Annotated in this window: 11 protein-coding genes; 6 read left to right on the top strand and 5 right to left on the bottom strand. The window is 52.2% G+C overall.

Features of this window, described 5'->3' with window-relative positions; translation table 11 throughout:
• The first annotated feature begins 269 nt into the window (after positions 1 to 269).
• From AC5S26_RS00370 to AC5S26_RS00360, 3 genes are read left to right on the top strand one after another with little or no spacing between them, the layout of a single operon-like run.
• Positions 270 to 1,055, top strand: a complete 786-nt coding sequence (locus AC5S26_RS00370; protein WP_494182859.1) for an ABC transporter ATP-binding protein — start codon at positions 270 to 272, stop codon at positions 1,053 to 1,055.
• A 21-nt stretch (positions 1,056 to 1,076) separates the two neighbouring features.
• Positions 1,077 to 1,823 (top strand): ABC transporter permease, encoded by a 747-nt coding sequence (locus AC5S26_RS00365; RefSeq protein ID WP_494182858.1) that lies wholly within the window; start codon positions 1,077 to 1,079, stop codon positions 1,821 to 1,823.
• Entirely contained in the window at positions 1,824 to 2,417 is a 594-nt protein-coding gene (locus AC5S26_RS00360) for a TetR/AcrR family transcriptional regulator (RefSeq protein ID WP_494182857.1), read from the top strand. It abuts the gene before it with no gap.
• 59 nt (positions 2,418 to 2,476) lie between these two features.
• Here the strand turns inward: AC5S26_RS00360 and AC5S26_RS00355 are convergent, their stop codons facing one another.
• The 3 genes from AC5S26_RS00355 to AC5S26_RS00345 form a co-directional block, all read right to left on the bottom strand.
• Positions 2,477 to 3,451: a PfkB family carbohydrate kinase gene (locus AC5S26_RS00355; RefSeq protein ID WP_494182856.1), complete on the bottom strand. Its 975-nt coding sequence runs from the start codon at positions 3,449 to 3,451 to the stop codon at positions 2,477 to 2,479.
• A gap of 42 nt (positions 3,452 to 3,493) precedes the next feature.
• Positions 3,494 to 4,429: a hypothetical protein gene (locus AC5S26_RS00350; protein WP_494182855.1), complete on the bottom strand. Its 936-nt coding sequence runs from the start codon at positions 4,427 to 4,429 to the stop codon at positions 3,494 to 3,496.
• A gap of 140 nt (positions 4,430 to 4,569) precedes the next feature.
• Positions 4,570 to 5,247: a D-lyxose/D-mannose family sugar isomerase gene (locus tag AC5S26_RS00345; protein ID WP_494182854.1), complete on the bottom strand. Its 678-nt coding sequence runs from the start codon at positions 5,245 to 5,247 to the stop codon at positions 4,570 to 4,572.
• 232 nt (positions 5,248 to 5,479) lie between these two features.
• On the opposite strand from AC5S26_RS00345, the gene AC5S26_RS00340 reads away from it, so the two are divergent.
• The 3 genes from AC5S26_RS00340 (at position 5,480) to AC5S26_RS00330 (ending at position 14,078) form a co-directional block, all read left to right on the top strand.
• Positions 5,480 to 6,661 (top strand): sugar ABC transporter substrate-binding protein, encoded by a 1,182-nt coding sequence (locus AC5S26_RS00340; RefSeq protein ID WP_494182853.1) that lies wholly within the window; start codon positions 5,480 to 5,482, stop codon positions 6,659 to 6,661.
• 575 nt (positions 6,662 to 7,236) lie between these two features.
• The gene (locus tag AC5S26_RS00335) at positions 7,237 to 10,962 is read left to right on the top strand and encodes an outer membrane beta-barrel protein (protein WP_494182852.1); all 3,726 of its coding nucleotides are present in this window, start codon (positions 7,237 to 7,239) and stop codon (positions 10,960 to 10,962) included.
• A 128-nt stretch (positions 10,963 to 11,090) separates the two neighbouring features.
• Positions 11,091 to 14,078: a hypothetical protein gene (locus AC5S26_RS00330; protein WP_494182851.1), complete on the top strand. Its 2,988-nt coding sequence runs from the start codon at positions 11,091 to 11,093 to the stop codon at positions 14,076 to 14,078.
• A gap of 804 nt (positions 14,079 to 14,882) precedes the next feature.
• Here the strand turns inward: AC5S26_RS00330 and AC5S26_RS00325 are convergent.
• Together AC5S26_RS00325 and AC5S26_RS00320 are read right to left on the bottom strand one after the other, a co-directional pair.
• Positions 14,883 to 18,356: a carboxypeptidase-like regulatory domain-containing protein gene (locus AC5S26_RS00325; protein ID WP_494182850.1), complete on the bottom strand. Its 3,474-nt coding sequence runs from the start codon at positions 18,354 to 18,356 to the stop codon at positions 14,883 to 14,885.
• A gap of 312 nt (positions 18,357 to 18,668) precedes the next feature.
• The gene (locus tag AC5S26_RS00320; RefSeq protein WP_494182849.1) at positions 18,669 to 19,871 is read right to left on the bottom strand and encodes a substrate-binding domain-containing protein; all 1,203 of its coding nucleotides are present in this window, start codon (positions 19,869 to 19,871) and stop codon (positions 18,669 to 18,671) included.
• Positions 19,872 to 20,019 lie beyond the last annotated feature (148 nt).

Raw genomic sequence — 20,019 nt, 5'->3', positions numbered from 1 at the left:
GTGATCTTCGTCATGCGGAGAAAGATGAAAACTGCAGGGAGATGATCGATAACCGGGTGGGCGGTTGGAATCAAAAATTGTTCACAGAGATGGAGACGAGTTGAAGGATGTCTCATGCTCTGGATTTTTGGCCGATATGCGCGATGTAGCTGAGATACTGTCCGAGCTTTTCAGGAATTGCCCGGTAATAGACATGCAAGCCTTCCTTGCGTTCTCATTGACATAATGAACTAAACCGTTCAGTATTTTATTGAGTCAAGGAGACCCTCGTGATTCGTGTCCAGAATCTTGTAAAGACCTTTGGCGACTTTACTGCCGTGAAAGATATCTCCTTCGATGTCGCGCAGGGGGAGATTTTTGCTTTCCTGGGCCCTAATGGCGCTGGCAAAACCACCACCATCAAGATGCTTACCACGCTTCTGCGACCTACCAGTGGGACCATCGAACTAGACGGCCTTGACCCGACCCTCAAAGCAAAACAGGCGCGCCAGCGATTCGGCATTGTCTTTCAGGATCCCAGTCTTGATGGTGAGCAAACGGCGTACGAGAACATGGACCTGCACGGTGTTCTTTACCATGTCCCTCGCAAGCAGCGCGCCGAACGTGCGAATCATCTTCTGAAGCTTTTCGACCTCTGGGAGCGCAAGGACAGTTATGTAAAGACCTTCTCCGGCGGCATGAAGCGTCGTCTTGAGATCGCACGCGGTTTTCTGCATACGCCCAGCATCCTTTTTCTTGATGAGCCTACTCTTGGGCTCGATCCGCAGAGCCGCAATCAGCTTTGGACGCATGTCAAACATCTCAACGAGACGGAGAAAACTACTGTATTCCTCACCACCCATTACATGGACGAGGCGGATCGCGTCGCGCATCGCATCGCGATTATGGACCACGGCGCAATTATCGCGCAGGGATCGTCGGCGGAGTTGAAAGAGCGCACGAACGCGGACTCACTTGAAGGAGCCTTTCTTGCGTTGACTGGCTCAACCCTTCGGGATGAAAGTGCGAACTCATCCGATCGGCTTCGGCAAGTTGCAAGAATGTTCAACCGATAGAAGAAAGAGTGGAGATTCTGCATGGGCGCGATTTATATACTCTGGCTGCGCGAGTTGAAACGCTATGTCCGATCGCGAATTCAGATCGTGGTCTCGTTGGGCCAACCCTGCCTGTACCTCCTGGCTCTTGGCTTTGGCCTCGGACCGGTTTTTCGACAAGCAGGTCAAGGCAGCTATTTGCAGTTTGTCGCTCCGGGCATCATCGGAATGACGGTACTTTTCAGCTCGATCTTCTCCGGCATGGCCATGCTGTGGGACAGGCAATTCGGTTTCTTGAAAGAGACACTGGTCGCCCCGGTATCGCGCCTTCAGATCATGGCGGGACGAACCCTCGGAGGTGCAACGGTCGCTGTGATCCAGGGAGCGCTGATCCTTGTGATCTGCCTAATTGCTGGATTCAGACCGCATACCTGGCTTGGTGTTCCCGGCGCATTTTTATTCATTATGATGATTGCCATCGTCTTTGCCGCGCTTGGCACAGCGATTGGCTCAGTTCTGAAAGAGCTGCAGGGATTCCAGCTCATCATGAACTTTCTCGTAATGCCTATATTCTTTCTTTCGGGCGCCTTGTTCCCGCTTACCAATCTATCGAAAGCGATGACGATTGTTACGGGGCTCGATCCGCTCACCTACGGAGTCGATGGGCTTCGCGGAACGCTTATTGGTCACTGGCAATTCAATCCTATTCTGGATCTATGGGTGCTTGCTGCCATCGCCGTCGCCTTTCTTGGCGGAGGAGCGTTGCTTTTCTCAAGGATTGAAGTTTAGATGGCACGGACGAGAAGCAGAGAGGCGCACCAAAGTGTTTTAGAGGCGGCAGTCTCTTTATTTGCCGACGAGGGCATTGACGCTACCAGCATGGATGCCATCTCCCGGGTTTCAGGGGTCAGCAAGGCTACTATCTATAAACACTGGGCGGATAAAGAAGCACTTTGCATGGAGGTGCTGGTCTATATTCACGGACTTGACCGAGAGCGCCCCGTCTTTGCGTCGGGTGACTTTCGCAAAGACCTCATCGACGGGTTGACCTACCAGCCTGGTGCAGACCGTCAAGCGCTGAAAGACAAGATATGGCCGCATTTGATCGCATACAGTGCGCGCAATCAAGCGTTTGGTGCCGCATGGCGCGAGAAGATTACTGAGCCGACCCGCGCAGGGATCGTTGCCATGATTAAGCGTGGGCAGTCTCTTGGAATTCTGAAAAAGAATATCGACCTCGAACTTGGAATCGCTATTCTTCTGGGGCCTTTGATTTATCGAAATATTTTTTTAAAGCACTTCAAGAAAGCTCCAAGAGATTTCGAAACAAACCTTGCAGACGCGTTTCTTGCCGCGTTCGGGATGGCTAAGGCTTCGAAGTGATTTGCCCCGTCAGCGACGGTGAAGAAGAACATCAAACTCAAGATGAGTTCCTGGACGGTTCAAGCAGTTATCCCAGCGATCCTGTTCAGTAGCCGGGACTGATTGGGGATGCCCGGATGGGAACGCAACAGGGAGATGATGTCCTCCAGAGTTGGAAGAGCATCCCAGCCTCTCTTTGTGCCGTCCCGTCCGGAAGCTTTGATTGCGGCAGCTGCTGAAGCAAAGAGGATGGCATCGTCCAGGACAAAGTCCCGCGCTGTAGCCAGCGCGAAAGCTCCATGAAAGGTATCCCCACAGCCGTTGGTGTCGTGGGTGCTGACCTTAAATGCCGGAAGATGCTTGATGTCCTCCTCCATTCCTTTTGTGTAGTAACAACCCTCTGACCCAGCTGTGACGACGGTGGCGGGGCGTCCCGTCCGGGCAAGGCTGGCGCATGCCTCTCTCGGGCTGATTGAGTTGCTTGCCCATAAGGCAAACTCGCAAGGGACGATCAGATGATCTATGAACGCAAGTAATTGACGAGCAGATGAGGTGCGTCCCTCGATGTCTCCGAGGATCGGTACGCCGAGGCTATGTATCTTCCTTGCGATCTCCGTCAGCGCGGATCCTGCGACGTGATCGAGAAGGATCAGTTTCGATGAAAGAATCAACGAGTCCGCGAGATCTTCGGGAGCCAAGGGGCTAAATCTGGAGGCATCGTAGAACACGTTGCGGTTTCCTTCGAGATCCACCGCTATGACACTGTGGTAGGGGGCGGCCTGTGAATCACGAACGATGTAGGTAGTGTCCACATGCCGTTGTAGTAGCTGATTCTCAATGTAGGCGGAAAGCTCGTCCTCTCCGAGACGGGCGCAATATGCTGATCGTCCTTGTAGCATGCCGACGGCAGCGATTGCGGTACAGGCGGGACCGCCTCCGTGCCGTTCCCTCGCTCGCACGGAAATCTTTACGTTTGGCGGCGGATAGGATGCTATATAGAGCAAATCATCTACTGCCGCGACACCTATCGCGAGTACATCGTAAGCCTTGATCATCTATAAACCCAGAGGTCGGCTGGCTGATTCGGCAATGTGCCTCTATCGCGTGCCATACTTCAGGCATGTCGATGTAAGCTGCATATCCTGATCGATAGAACGATGGGATTTGATATGCAGTTTGGATAACGAGGAGTGATAGGACTTCACCGCTTCTGCCGGCGAGATCTGATCATCCGCAACCCTCCTCAAATGCTCGACGAAACACAGTTGATCCTCTGCGGCGTTGATCTTCCTTCCAAAGAGCGCGACGCGGGCACCGTGTTCTTTTGCGGAACGCAAGAGCTCGAATGCATCATGTGTTGTTCCAGCGGATCCTCCGAGCACGCCTACGACTAGCGATGGATCATAGGTACAGATTTCTTCCATAGCGGCGGGGCCGTAGTAGGGAATTTTAAGAAATAGCGGACGAGCGCCAGAAGGGATGCCGGCCAGCAGACGAACGATATGGTCATTTAGAAAAGATGGAATGACCGCCTCGGGAATTCTGTGAACATCGGCAGGAACATTAGGGCCGAAGACTTCCAGAAAATGATTGAACGCTTTGGCCTCTGCTTCCAAGCGAAACGCCTTATAGGCTGTGAGCGACTCGAGATCTCGCTCAGGATGATTGTTGAATGTTAGCGAATACAGGCCGAGGTTTACATGTGGCCGGGCGACTTCTCCAACGCCCAAAGATCTGCCTGTCTGGATGTGATCAATCGTAGTTGTAGCAAAGGGCATTGATGGAGCTTCCGGATAATCTGATCCGCGAATGACATGGATGTCAGTGGTATCGTTGGCGCGAACCGCGGGGGTAACGGCGGAAGCATCAAAGATCCGTTCCTGGATCGTAAGCAATTCCGATGTACTAGCTGACATCAGCATGATGTCAACCAATCCCTGGGTGACGATCTCACGAATCTGATCGCGAAATTCGGCGAGGGAGCGATACTGCCCGTTGTGAGTTTTGCCCGGTGCAGCAATGCCAAAAGCCATATCGGCGTCTTTGGCATCGGCGATGATAAAGCTTCGATCCGAGGATAATTTCTTAAATGAAGCAAGCTTAGTTGCGAGTGTCTTTTGCATATTTGCGTCGGATATGGCGAGTAGGTTTTGCGCGCTGGTTGTTTTCGGAGTTATGAGTACTCGGTACAGAGCAATCGAAGAGGAGGTTCATCCTCTTCGATTTCGGGAAACCGCAATTGGGGAAGATGGAAATGATTGTCGGTGGCATCATCGTTGACGGACGAGACCTCACCGATGAGAGCGTCGCCATTGATGGCATGAAAGGAGTGATAGATGCGGGGTGGGAGGGTAATCGATTCGCCCGCCCTCAACACGATCGTGTCCCCGGGCTGTACCTGGTGTTGGATGCCATCGCAAGCGACGGTCACGGGGATGTCGGCAATACGGCCATCTTCTGTCGATGGATATAACTGCACGACCAGATCCCCAGCGGCTTTTAGTCCACCTCGGTTGATAATGTCTTCCGTCTTTCGATCATGAAAATGCAGCGGTGTAAGCTGTCTTTCGCGGACCATCATGATTTTTTCCGCATACGGCCGGCTATATCCAACATCGTTGCCTGTGCCATTGCGTAGGGTGAAGAGCGTGAGTCCGCAGGATGCGAAGTTGCCGGAGTTGAAATCGGTCACATCCCAACCCAGTTGACACTTCCGAATTTCATCCGCTTCCTGCCCCTGCTTCCGCCACATATCGAGACTCCAGTTGGCAAACGGAGGCAGAGAGAAATAGTTCGACTCAAAGAAATCGATTGCGTCGCCAAGGAACAAATTGATCTCGGATCGTTTCACGCATTTCCTTCATTGATTTTTAGGCTTCAACTAGCTATTTCGAGGAACAGCAAGTTGAAGTTACGCAGAGAAAGACGGAGAAGTCATTGGGGGATTCCTTGGTTCCAAAACGTTTTATTCCATAAAACAGAGAAGCCTTGCTTTGGAAGGCATCCAACGCCAAGTTTTGTTCGGAAATGTGTTTTGCTGCTCCGATTCGCAGAAGATCAAGGATGCTAGACTGTTTTGCCATATGAAACCTGGCGATCACAACAATCCTCAGAAATATCCTGCCCGCAAGCGTTCGTATACGGTTCAGTCCGTCGTGCGTGCCGTGACCGTATTGAGTGCCTTTTCTTCGACATCCGAGGTTCTCGATCTGCATGTTGTGGTTGGGAGAACGCGCCTTGATCGCGGCACAACCTTTCGTCTCCTGGAGACGCTGGTCGAGACCGGCCTGCTCGAGCGAGCCGGAAAGCAGGGATATCGATCCTCGATTCAGACCACAAGGGCAAAGCGATTTCGACTTGGCTATGCCTCGCAGAGCAATCTTCTCCCCTTCACGTCGGCCGTTACCGATGGGCTGATCACTGCGGCCAGTGCGGCCAACATCGAATTGCTTATCCTGAACAATAAATTCAGTGCCAGGACTGCATTGCAGAATGCGGAGACCTTTGTCTCGGAGAATGTGGACCTGGTGATTGATTCGCAGATCAATCTCAATGTGGCCGCACAGATTGCCGCCAGGTTTTCAGATGCGCACATTCCCTTTATCGCATTGGACATTCCGCATCCAGGTGCTGTCTATTTTGGAGCGGATAATTACAAGGCGGGTCGCATGGCAGGCCGTTACCTGGCACGCTGGACGACGAAGCACTGGAAAGGGAATGCCGAGCAACTCATATTGCTTGGAGTCGATGCCGCCGGTCCACTCCTCAATGCGCGCCTGACCGGAATCGTAGACGGCATTGGGGAGCTGCTACCAAATGCCGCTGGAATACCGCATCATCACTACGACACAAAGGGCGGTCAGTTTGAAGCGACACTTGACCTTGTGAGGAAGCATCTGCGGCGGCGCAAGATTGAGCGCGCGTTGATCGGCGCGGTTAATGACACCACGGCCATGGCGGCTTTGCAGGCGTTCCGAGAAGCCGGTCTTGAAAAGGAGTGCGCGATTGCCGGACAGGACGGCAGTGTCTTGGCGCGGGAAGAAATGAGGAGGCCGTTCAGCAGATTGATATGCTCTGTCGCCTACTTTCCCGAGACGTATGGAATGCGAATTATCCAGCTTGCGCTGGATATTTTGAATCGGAAGTCTGTGCCTCCTGCGATGTTCATTCAACACGAGCTCCTTACTGCCGAGAATGTGAACAAGATTTATCCGAACGATGCCTGGATGAAAAATACTCCAAAGCGTCTCGTGAATTCTCTGTGAGACGAGATTGCGTCATGGCTTGGTGACCTATTTACGTTTTATTCTGTAAAACGTAAACCCCTCGCCGATTTGCCGACGCGGATGGGTCGCTTAGCCTCATGACATTCAGATAACTCCGCAAATTTTCAACGAAATTAAGCAGATGTCCGGGATTTTGCCTAAACCGTTTTCCTGTGAAGTGATCTCGGAATAACGTCGAAAAATAAAACGATAGCCACTCTTTGCGTGAAGAGCTGATTCTGTATTGACACTCGCTCATCGCGCACACTACAACCTTGTCGATTTACGAATCCCTTCAGCCTGGATATCGCCGTCTTTGATTTTTGTTGGGATGGCCTCCGATTCTCGGAAGTGGGCGATTCGATAACGATGCAGAAATGAAGCGCATTTGGGGATACGGCACTCGGGGCCTGCGATTAGCAGCTGCGCCGAGACGATATTCCCCGGGAGGCTACGGGATGGCGGTAATGAAGAATTTGTTGTGCGACCTAGGTTTTAGTTTCGAAACGTACAGTTCGGATGCAAGACGAGGCTTTTTCTCCCTTCTTCCGGATCTCTTAAAAATCTTTATCGTGATGGCATTTCTTCTGCCCGGAAACCTTCAAGCACAGTCAGGGCAGGGTTCCATTGGTGGAACTGTCAGGGATGCAAGTAATGCATTGGTTCAGGATGCGAATGTTGAAGTGATCAACACGGCAACAGGTGTCCAGCAATCGACGAAGACGAATAGTTCGGGCACCTATAGTGTTCTTTCCCTCAATCCGGGAATTTATAACGTTACTGTGTCCAAATCCGGATTTGAGCAAGCGCGCACAAGCACGGTGACGGTCAGCGCCGCGCAGATTACAACGGTAAATACCGCGTTGCAGGTGGGAAGGGCTACCGAAGTTGTTACGGTGATGTCGCAAGACGCACTCTTGTCAAAAGACACCTCGGACGTGACGACGACTGTGGACCATGCAATCGTAGAGAGCCTGCCCTATCCTGAGAGGAGCTCCCTGGAGGCGGCACTGCTGGTTCCCGGGGTCAACGGTGATCCCTTGCAGCCCGGAGGAATCTCCACCGAAAACCCAAATGCATATACGAGTTATGTTCTGCCGGGGGCAAGCATCAGCATTGGCGGCGCACCTCCAGGAACAGGGTCGATTCTTGTGGATGGCTCGGATGTAACGCAAGCCAGCTATGCCAGAGCAGGAGTAAATCTATCGGGGCGCGATGTCCAGGAGACAACGGTTGTCGTAACTGGCCTCTCCGCCAAGTATGGACGAACTAGCAGTGGCGTTATTGTCCAGGCCAGCCAGCCAGGAACGAACGCATATCACGGCGCCATTACCTATCGGCACACAGATCCTGGCTTCAACGCATATCCTCTTGGTTCGAGTGCGCGCAATGCCCTGCATGAGAATTACTACGGCTTCTATGCAGGAGGGCCGGTCTGGATTCCAAAGATCTATAACGGACACGATAAGACGTTTTTTTACGTTGGCGTCGAGCCAGCCCGGATGAGCAATCAGTTTGCATTTCGCGGCACGTTTCAGACGCCCGACGAATTGGCCGGACGGCTGCATAATTCATTGGCTCTTCTGAATCAATCGATCCTGAAGACACAAGGATATGGCGCGGCGCTGGCGGCGCCCCGCATCGGAACGATCAATTATCAGTCGACAGTTGACGCCAATGGATTTCCAAACGGCCCTTATACTCAAGCGCTCATCCGCCCGGTTCCGAATGATGATCTTTCGGCCCAACTGGCGAAGAATCCATTTGCGCAGTTCGTGTTGTCTCAGTTCCCCACGCCAGCCAATCCGGGGCCTTATATCAAATTCGACTCACCCGACGGAGCATCGCAGAATGATGGAACCAATGCCGTTTATAGTCGCGGGGTTCTGAATGAAGATAATCGCTATTCCTTGAGGTTTGATCATCAGTTTAGCAATTCGAATCAGGTTTACGTCCGATATACGGTTATTCCCGTGGTTGCTCAGCGCTTCTTTGCCGTGTCCCCGGATAATCCTTTGACGATTGTTCCATCAGACGCCGCGAGAACACACAATATAGCTTTTGGAGACACTCACGTTTTTTCCAGCGCTGTGGTCAACAACTTTCGTTACTCATTTCTCCGTGTCAATCAGCAACGGCTTGCCCCTCCCAGCACACAGACGCAGGATTACGCAGCGAAGTACGGTTTGACACCGGCCTCCTTTGGCAAGGGTTTCCCGAGCCTGGGAAATCTCAATCAGAACGGCGTCTCGTATACCATGCAGATGGGAATCTCCAATGCAGCGATCCAGGTCGATCAAAATTTTATCGTTGGAGACGATGTAACGTGGACTCACGGAAGGCATCTCTTTCAGTTTGGCGCCGATATCCGATGGATTCAATCCAATCAATATGACCTAAGCGGATCGACCGGCGGACGATATAACTTCACTGCGAAGCAGACGAACGACGGTGCGGCCGGAGGTGCTCCTCTTGGCACATTCATCCTCGGTACTGTCTCTGCCTTCTCGAATACTCCTTTATCTGTCCCTGGCTATTACCGGTGGCGCTATTATGCCGGCTACTTTCAGGATGATTGGCGTATCACTCCCAATCTGACATTGAACCTTGGCCTTCGCTACGAAGTTGAAACTCCCAGGGCGGAGAAGTTCAACAATCAGGCATATGTAAGGCTCAATACTCCGGGAACACTCAACGGGCTTCCCACAACTACCGCGTATTGCTTTTCGAATGCCTGCGGTAATCCGCGAACGTTGTGGCCTACAAATTACTACGGCTTCGAACCCCGGATCGGGTTCTCCTATGCCCCTACTTCGAAGTCGACGATCCGTGCTTCCTATGCAATCTCGCGGCTCCCTCTTACCGGATATGAGAACATTTCAGACCCGAATTTCAATGTAAGTTCTCAAGCGGTAGGCGATCAGACAGGGGGAATAACTCCAAATTCGACGGTCAACTACATCACGAATCCGATAGGTCCTCTCACCTCCGCTTACACCGCGCTCAACGGTAACCGTGGCCCAATCCTATATTCAACGGGGCTTGACCCAGTCTTCGTTTCGCAGACGAGCGCAGTGCCATACTCGCAAACCTGGTCCTTGACGATCCAGTACCAGGCTTCGGCCAAGACTCTTGTACAGGCGACTTATCAAGGGCTGAAGGGGACGCATCTCGTTGGTCCTTTCCCGGGTACTAATACTGGATCGCTGAATACGCCGGATGTAGGGACGCTCATCGCGGCAGTGAAGAATGATGCAAATCTCAGTTACCAGCAGCCTAACCCTTACGGCATCGCGCAGAATGGAACTGTGGTTAATGAAACAAACCTGCAACTGCTCAACCCGTATCAGAATTTTTTCCAGAAGTCATTGCCCGAGATTTATCCGCGTCGTGGAACCTCGGAGTACAACGGTTTTTATGCCAGCGTGAACCAGAGATATGGGAAGGGTCTTTCGCTGCTTGCCACTTACACATGGTCGAAGACTCTCGATAACGTTCCCGACACCAACACAGGAGCGAACTCCGGAGGGTTCGGGTCAGCGCTGCCGCAGAATCCGCTACTAACCTTCAACGAATGGGCGGTGGCCAGTTTCGATCAGCCGAGCAGACTGAAGGCTGGATATGTCTATGAGCTTCCTTTGGGACGCGGCCAGACATTCGATACTCATGTCGGAATTTTGAATCAGATCATCGGCAATATTTCGACCTCGGGAATTCTAACGGTTGCCTCGGGATTGCCAAGCAACATCACGCTTGGCAGCACGGGTTACTTCACCTCATTTACTCCCAATGGGACCGATAACTGTACGACCAACGGAACGAATCGTTACTGCAGCGCGGTGGCGCTGCCTGCAAGTTACGCGCTCCGGCCAAATATCGTTCCGGGAGTGCCACTGATCAACAAGAAGTGGAAACAAAACGTATTCAACCCTCAATTCGTGCCTTATTTCAATCCGGACGCGTTCACAACGCCCGGCTCACCGGGAAACCCCGCACTAGGAAATGCTCCTCGTACCCTTGCCAATGCACGCAGTCCGCGCGAGACCATGTTCGATGCCATGGTTAGCAAAGGCGTCAGTTTTCGGGAGAGGTATAAGCTGAACCTTACGGCAACGTTCAGTAACGCATTCAATCATCCTGTGTATTACGGGGCTAACAGGGTACTGCAAGGTACTGTGACCTCATCAAATGTTACCGGCACGGTCACACCAAACAGATCAGCGACCTTTGGCCAGTTCAACGCTAGCCAAACCGCCGGCATGTCCCGCATCATCCGGGTCGGCGCTGAGTTTATCTTCTAATCCCTGAAGGGATGCGATCACATAGGATGTTGATCGCATCCCCTTCATCGTTGAGATGATGGGCGTCAAAGCCAAAGCCTTGAAGTAATTGTGATTGATTTTTTATGTCGAAATGGATTGCCTTAAGCTTGAAGCGCTTTATCTTCCTCTTCGCATCGTTATGGGCAGTAGTTGCCGTGATCCATGTCAATGCTCAAATGACTACCGGCGCCAAGATGCCGGGATACGCGGAAGCATTTGGGCTTACATCGAACCAACAGGCCGCGGATTACACCGTGCAGGAGATCGCCGTGAAAGCGGGAACCAGCACGATGGCGAACGTCTTGCTTCCCGGCGAGCAGGTGGAACTGACCTACCGCTTCACCAACAATACGAAGCAACGTCTTCGCGCAAAGGGGACACTGAATCTCATTCGGTATCGCACCAGTGTGCCTGCGGGTGATATCTGGATGCCGCACGTTTCTAAGCTGGCAGATGAAGGTTCGACGCCTATTGAAGTCGACCTTCCTCCTTCGGGATTTCGGGATGTGACTGTACGTCCTGTGATCCCACAGCGCTTTGGCGGATATGTACTGGTGACTGAACTTGCAGGCCATGGGCGTATGTTTGCTTCTGCTCTGGTTCGCTCGATGAATCCAGATGCTGGCCGAGTGCAATACCCCACTTATGCGCTGGATGCTACTTGGCCGCAGTACATGAATGAGGGAGTTCTTGTGCTGTTTGAGAAGCTGGGCGTAAAAGGTATGCGTCTCAGCGGTTCGTACAGTCCAGAGAATGCTCCTGAGTTTACGAAGAACATGCAGGACCTCGACCGCTACATGCAGTGGACGCAGAAGCACGATGTAACTGTGATGCTGACGCTCGACAGCGGCAGCATGATGACACAACCATTGGGTAGACCGAGACCGTGGCTGACGACTGATGCAAAGATGCTCAAGACAAAGTCTGATCAGGCGTGGCTACCAAGATACGATCAGGACTTTCAGAATTGGGTGCAGCGTATCTCCACAAATTATGGATGGCCCAAGGGCAATTTGAACGCAGTTGAGCTATGGAATGAGCCATGGGAGAGCATCTCTATATCAGGTTGGGGAGCCGATATCCCGCGATATCAGGAGATCTTCACGCACATGGCACAGGGTGTGGAGGAAGCGCGTGCAAAGGCCGGTGTGAAGGTGTTGATCGGGGGAACGTGTTCGTCGTCCAATGCACGCGATAAGCTCTTCGCCGATGGCTCGACCCACTATCTAAAATGGTTGGACTTCATCAGTATTCACTATCAGGCGCTCGCCGCGGACCCGTCGGAGATACCAGAGTGGGTGAATCGCAAGAACGAATATGGTCCGGTACGTGTGTGGGATACCGAGAGCTGGATTGCGAATTCTGAAGATCGCTTTGCCGGTGTCATCGCTTCTATGCGTGCCCAGGGACAGTCGCGCACGGCGGGTATCTACGGCGGCAATGTATATGACAGCCGCAACATCAAGTTTGGCAATCAGGTTTTTCCCGTAGTGCAGGCCTGGGCGCCAGCAGCGGCTGTCGCTTCGACACAGAAGTTCATCGGGCAGCGCGCCTTTCATCAACTGCTTTTTCAGAATGGCCTGCCGTGGATCTTCGTCTTCGATGGATTGCCATCCAAGGTGCAACAGCCTCAACCCGAAGACGGAACCGTTGTCGTCCTGGGAGACCTGAAGGCGCTGTACGATCCCGATCGGACGGTTTTTCGCTCCATTCAAATATCCCCGGATGCACAGCTAACAGTATCGAATCGAGGGCAATTTATCCGTGCCTACGATTTCTACGGCAACCAAATACAGGATGGGAGCGATACGATTCAGGTGCCGCTTAATGGCCAAGGCTATTTCCTGCGTGGCGATGGCAGGCCAGGATCGTTCGCTAAATTGCTAGCTGCTTTGAAGTCCGCCCGGATGAAGGGCTATTCGCCGGTAGAAATTGTGGCGCATGACATGGTTACTCCCGTGGATAAGGGCTCGACGCTGCGCCTGTCACTGACCAATATTCTGGATCATCCTGTCACAGGTCGTTTGACCGCTTCACTTGGCGGCCTAATGGCAGCTTCAGAGGGCGACACTGTTGCGCTTGCGGCCAATGAAACGAAGGAGGTCGTATTCGCCGTTTCGCCAGGTAAGCCTGCCGCACGCAATCGTTACAGTCTTTCCGCGGAGTTCGACGCGGGTGATGATGGGAAGTCGATCCATTCGGAAGAGATCCACGTAAATCAGATATCCCACCGCACGATTCGTGTGGATGGAGACCTCACAGAATGGAAGGGGGTTTTGCCGCAGGTCCTGCCCGGAACCGGTATCGGCACGAATATGACCGAGGAGGCATGGCTGCCTTTCAAAGACTTTACTCAGGGGAAGGGAGATGGGATCGCGGCTGCATATCTTGCCTATGACGATGACAACTTCTACTTCGCTGCGAGAATTGCGGACACTACGGCCGATGCGGGGATGCTTCGTTTTGAAAAGCGCGATGACGATGCGTACTTTTATCCTGACCAGGTCGAGAATCAGGATGGCAAATCGCTCGTCTGGCCCGACAAGGTACGACACTATTCTTACCGCAAACACTTCGATGTGCCCTCGGGAAGCGGAGAGCACGACAATGTTCAGATCGCCTTCAACGTGCTCAAAGAGAAACCATGGTTGTCGCATCCTCCCGGCGTGATGCCACGTTTCATCACCTACTGGGACACAGATTACGAATACGCCTTAAACCCGGTTGCCAGTCAGTATGGCGGCGGCACAGAGATATGGCGGCTGCAATCTCCAGGAATGCCGCGCAAACATTTTTTCCCACGCCAGCCTAAGTCTCCTATCGATGGTGGACCTGTTGCAGGAAAACTGGTGATCCATCGAGACGGCAACACTCGTATCGTGGAGGCTTCTATTCCGTGGGGGGAGATGCCTGCCGTCCACGAACAGATTATGGAGGGCAAGACGGTTAAGTTTACCTGTCGAGTCAATGACAACAAGGGGCCGGCACGCGAGCTTGCAACCGGCCGCAGTGTCTCGATCACAAACTCCATTACGTTCCATGATGACTGGAAGACGCATTGGGCTAACGAGCTTGAGTTCAGTGCAGAGAAATAAAGACTCTGGAGAGACGTTCTTCTGTAGAAGTTTTGGCCTTAGAAAATCTCTGGCCAAAGCAACTTTGATTTCACTCTGCAAAACCAGAATGGCGTTCACTTTCTTGAACTTTCGCCATCTAAACCTTTCTTCGAAAGAGTTCAGTCTTGGTGAAAAACTCAATCCAAAGATCGGAAGTAAGTCTTTTCAGCAGAGGCTGCGATCCCTAAAAACCATTCTCTAGGTAAAGAGAAGCAACCATTTCTCATTAAAAAATAAAACGAATTCAATTGATTAGTTAATCTCGGTAACCGTATTGACATTGGACCTCGATTGGAACGCGAATCGAGGTTTATCACGGGTGGCTTGCAGGAAACACCACGACCCCAACCCGGTAATCACCTTATCGAGTGATAATCCAGAAGTCCATTGCAGCCGCTGGCAATTACCTGTTCGTAGGATATGTACACACGGTGCCTAATTAGGATATGTACACACGGTGCCTAATATAGACGCGTTCAATCTAACAACTGGGAATCTGGACACTACTTTGATCAATAGCCAATCCAAATACAGTCTATGTGGGAATGATGTGGACTCGATGTATGGCATCAGAGCCTATCAGAAATCAAACGGTGAGTATCTGTTGACCAAAGACAACTACAACGGCTCCAGTGTGGTCCTCTACCGTTGGACCCCGGGATCCTGAGGCGAATCATAGAAAACATTCGTGATCCTGAGACGACGCGTCTGGCGCGTCAAGCTGACAGGTCCGGGTATAAGACCTGTCAGCTTTGGCGAACGAAGGTTGATACGGCGACGAAGTTAGAACAAGATCTTCACTGCCAGCTGCACATTGCGAGGTTGCATGTCACTGGTGATCTGCCCAAAACTCGAGCTCGTGTTTAAGCCGTTGTTTCCAGATGCGGGCACGAAGGTTGTATTTGGTGATCGAAAGTTAGGATGGTTCAGCGCATTGAAGCTTTCAAGCCGCAGCTGTAGCTTTACCGATTCGGTTATCTGCGTGGTCTTGAAGATCGACGCATCAACATTGACATATTTGGGTCCGCGGCTGTTCGGCAAGACCCGAGGGACATTGCCATAGGTCCATGAATCAGGATTCTGGAAGACGCTGGTGTCGAACCATGAGATGACATTGCGGCCTGATTTATTCACGTCTTTCGCGGACTTGCCGGGAACGAAGCTGGGCCGTGTCGCCAGGTTATTGTTGGCTCCTGAGATGGAAAGCGGTAAGCCACTCTGCGCAGTGACGACCGTGTTAGCCTGCCACCCGCTCAACAGTCGATCCATAAATCTGTTCGTATTACTGAAGAAACGACGGCCTCTGCCAAGTGGCAGCTCATAAAGAGCGCTGCCGACGAAGCGATGCTTGATATCTGTCGGATCCAGGCTGTATTCAAGTTGACGATTGTTAGGATCCTGCGGGGTTACCGTGCCACCTTCTCCTCCGATTCCAATGTAACCATCGAGAGGATTCTGAATGCCGTTATCCAGCAGCTTGCTGAAGGTGTAGCTGCTAAGGAGAGTGAGTCCGTGAGTGGCATGACGCTGCGCTGCAAGAATCATTGAGTCGCCGTGAAAGTTTCCGTCGCGAGGACTTGTGACCGTGATGCTGTTGTAATAGGGATACGGAAGCAGACTCTGACGGCGAGTGATGGTCGATGCTCCGAGCGACCCTGGAACCCTGCCAGCATAAGGATTCGCGACATTCTGGCGAAGAGAATCCCCAAGCGAGAGATATTGGTTCGGCAATACATTTAGGTTGTAGTTGCCCGAAATCATGTGGACACCGTGATTGCCGAGATATCCGATCTCAGCTACAAATCCGCCGCGAAACTCATGCTGAACATTCAAGTTCCATTGTTGGGAGGTGGGTGTACTTGCCTTGGGTTGAACCCATGCGATGGATTGGCCTAAAAGAAAGTCTGGTCCGCCCGCCGCGCCAAGTGGCTGCAGTGGGTCATATGGAAATCCTGCGGAGAGTTGGAAGGCAGGAGCGATTCCTGCGTTGGTCGACGTATACGAGGTGGTCGTGGAGGAAAACCCTGCAGTCGGCTGATTGAAAAGTTGATTGTTGAGGCTGATGTAATATATGCCTGCTCCGCCGCGGATCGACGTGCGACCGTCGCCGAACACATCCCATGCAAATCCAAGACGAGGACCGAAGTTCTTGTAATCATCCCCTGTGAAGGTTCGACCGTTGCCGCCAGTGCTGGCGTAAGTTGTTGTTCCCGCTTTGCCTATCGAAGGGCTTATGCCATTAGGGTCGAAGTTGCTGAGACCATCATGGTGCTCTCGCGGAGTTTGCTGAAAGTCATAGCGCAATCCCATATTGAGTGTGAAACGGGGCGAGAGCCTGAAATCATCCTGAAAGAATCCGGAGGTCAGGAAGTTCCAATAACCCGGTTCGCGATAAACAGTAAGGTTTGCACTCTGTACCGCCCCTAAAAGAAAGCTTGCATATGCACTTCCGGTCCCTGCTGTTGCGTTCGGCTGATTGGTCAAAGCGCTTGAGAAGCTGAAGTTGCCCGAGGGTGTCGTCATCTGCGAGTTGTTTGCTTGACTATGCGAAACGCTTGCACCGAATCGAAGATTGTGCCGGCCTCGGACCATGGTGATCGTATCCATGATCTGCGGGTTTGCCGTGTTTCTCACACCAACTTGTCCATTCACAGCGGGCAACCCGGTCCCGGTGATGGTGGGAAAGACATAGTCTGGGACATTAGACGGAAAGCCGAGTTTCGCAGGCCAATCCTGGTTGTAGTTGGCGACTACAAATGGAAATGTGGTTCTGGTAAGCGCAATACGTGCTTCGTTGATCACTGTAGGAGACACGGTGAACGAGAGCTGCACAACAAAGCTCTGGCTACCGAAGGCATCATTGCGTTTGGCCACAATTGGGGAAGGAAGATAGCTTCCGTTTGTACTTCCATTGTCGGTATTGTTCACGTAGTAGGCGTACCGGCCGAATATATTCTGACGGCCGGAGATCCGGTAATCAAGGCGGCCCAAAGACTGATACATGGAGCGAACATTCTGTTTGACGCTCTGAAAGTTGTTGGTATTCGAAAGCCGCTGGCAGGTGTCGGATGCAACGCGATTCGGCTCTGGATAAATTGCGTTTTGAATTGAGATCGAGACTGGATCCAGAGGACGATTGATCTTGTTGTTCGGAAACTGCGTTCGGCGGAAGCTGTTACCGGAGGGCGTAGTTGTATTCGGATCGTAGATTTTTACGGGAGTCACTTTCGCGACTCCGTTTACGATTGCACAGGTTTGCAGATCGCCAAAATCACCAGAGCGCTGTCGAAGCGTTGGCACTGTGCCGATATAAACCGCGCTTGTCACGTACTTGAATTGCTCGTAGTTCGCGAAAAAGAAGAGCTTTTCGCGCATTACGGGACCGCCCACGGCACCGCCGAACTGGTTGTAGCGGAGTGGCGGCTTGGGTGAGGTCTGCTCGAGGAAATAAGGTCTGGCATCAAGATAATCGTTGCGGAAGAACTCGTAGACATCGCCATGATAGGCATTGGTTCCGGATTTCGATGCAAGGGTAATCACGCCTCCGCCAGTCAATCCCAACTCGGCCGACATATAGCCTGTTTGCACTCGAAATTCCTGAATGGCATCCACTTGGGGATTGATCGCAATTTCGCCGGAGAAATTATTCATGTTGTTTGCGCCGTCGAGAATGTTTCCATTGAGAGCGGTCGGCCCGTTATTGATCACGATGGCAGAGAGCGAGGTGCCTCGATCCGCGAAGCCCTGAGGATTATTGGCTGAGTTCGAGCGGACGGCTGGTGTCTCGAGCGTGAGCGCAAGCGCATTGCGGCCATTCAATGGGAGTTCCTGTACAGGGCGTGCTTCGACTACGGTGCCGACTGTCCCACTGGTGGTTTCCATTGCTGGTGCCTGAGAGGTGACTTCCACGGTCTCAGACGTCGCGCCGATCGGTAGCGTAAGGTTGACTGCCGCTCTGCTCCCAACCTGAAGGACCACATCTTGTTGCACTGTTCGAAAGCCCGTTGATCTGATTGCGACGGTATACATTCCAGAGCGCAACGTGGGGCTACTAAAATCCCCTTCTCCGTTCGTCTTCAACTCGATTTCTTCACCGCTTGCCGTGTTCACGATGGAGACGTCTGCATCTTTCAAGGCAGCTCCCCGAATATCTCGAGCATTTCCAAGGATGATTCCTCCTTCTACCTGACCTTCGGCAGAGGTGGCCCACAATAGACCCAACAGTACAACCGACAACAGCTTCCACTTCAAGTGCATATATATCCCCGTCGCGCATGATCCAGGACCGGATGCTATGCAGCAGCACACGTCAGGCAGGGCCTATCTCCCGGTGAAGATTCAGGAGCGAAAGGCTGAGCCCTAAACTCATCTCGTCATGTTCGCGATATGACGAGAGTAAGAGTGAGCCATCTCATCAAGCATGAATGGAGTGTTATTTTTAAGGTTTTAGACGGTGTGTGTTGTGAATGTTTAGTGCAATCATTCTGTTATGACAAGGCTTTTATTAATAGACGTTTTTGAGTGCTTTTCTAAATCACCGCTGTAGATAAGGTTTTCAACGGAGCTCCCCTAGTGGTGGCGCTTTGGTTCAAGAATGCTGAACTTCCTGCGGTATTGACCAGGAGCCAGTCCAGTTCGGAGGCGCATCACTTCACTCATGTATTCCATGTGACGGAACCCACAGCGTGATGCGATCTCGACCAGAGGAATGTCGGTTTCCGTTAGCAGCTCGCGAGCCCGCCCAAGCCTGATCTCTACAATAAAATCGTGTACGGATTTGTTGAGCTCGCGCCGAAAGCGCTCCTGTAATGTGGTCCGGGAGATTCCCAGGTGGAGCAGCACATCTTTTACTTGAATGCCATTCACAGCGTGCTTGCGAATGTATCCGCAGGCTCGCATTACTAGCGGGTCATATATGGCGACTCCATCCGTCGATCGCCGCACGCTCACTTCCAAGGGCTGGAATCGCTGTACGTAACCGGGAGCGACTTTTTCGCCTCGCATCATGCGATCTAAAAGCGCTGCCGCGTGGTATCCCATGTTCCATGCATCGAGCACAACGCTGGAAAGCGGAGGGTCGGAAAGAATACAAGCCAAATCATCGTTGCCGACGCCAACAACCGCAGCCTCTTCGGGAACAGCCATTCCTGACATGCGGCATGCAGCCAGTACCTGCAAACCTCGAAAGTCTGTACTTGCCATGATGCCGACGGGCTTAGGAAGTTGAATTAACCAATCGGTCAATTGATCCAGTTCGGTATTCCATATTCCCTCGCGAAGATCCTGCACTTGAAGTCTCGGACCTGAATACACCGAACAAGGAAAGCCTCTTCGACTCGTAATCTCCAGAAATGTGCGTTCACGTTCGTCGGACCAGAAATGCCCCGGATGCCCAACGAATCCGAATTCACGAAAGCCTCGTTGCAGCAGATGTTCTGCCGCCATCTTTGCGATGACTACATGATCGTTGGAGATTTGCGGGATGCCGAGGTCGGCAGTCTGTTCATTGAGATCGACAACAGGTATTCCTCTTCCGACGACGATGGAGCGAATTGCAGGCGATGGAACGCGAGTAATGATCCCATCTCCTGACCAGTCTTTTAGCCATGACGGCGGCTGGTCGTTCACAGCGCGATCCGTGAACATCACGCTCCACGGTCCCTTCTCGCGGACATACTGCGCAACTCCAGCAAGTAGCGTTCGACCAAATTGAGTAGACGTTTCAATCACCAATGCCACGCGAGGCAACTTCGCCAGCGATATCTCTTTCACGCGGGGTCTCCCAAATTCAACATGGTCGGGAAGGCACTTGCCAAACTATTCCTCTGCTCTAGATGTACGCGAATACGAGAAATTAGTCATTCGATGGGAAGAGCACGAGAGATAAGCGGCCAAAGTAACACGTCGAGATTATGTCGTT

This window comes from Edaphobacter sp. FHG110511_03 (assembly GCF_059115365.1).
Note: the sequence above shows the minus strand (reverse complement) of the source record. Positions and strands in the feature narration are given on the sequence as shown.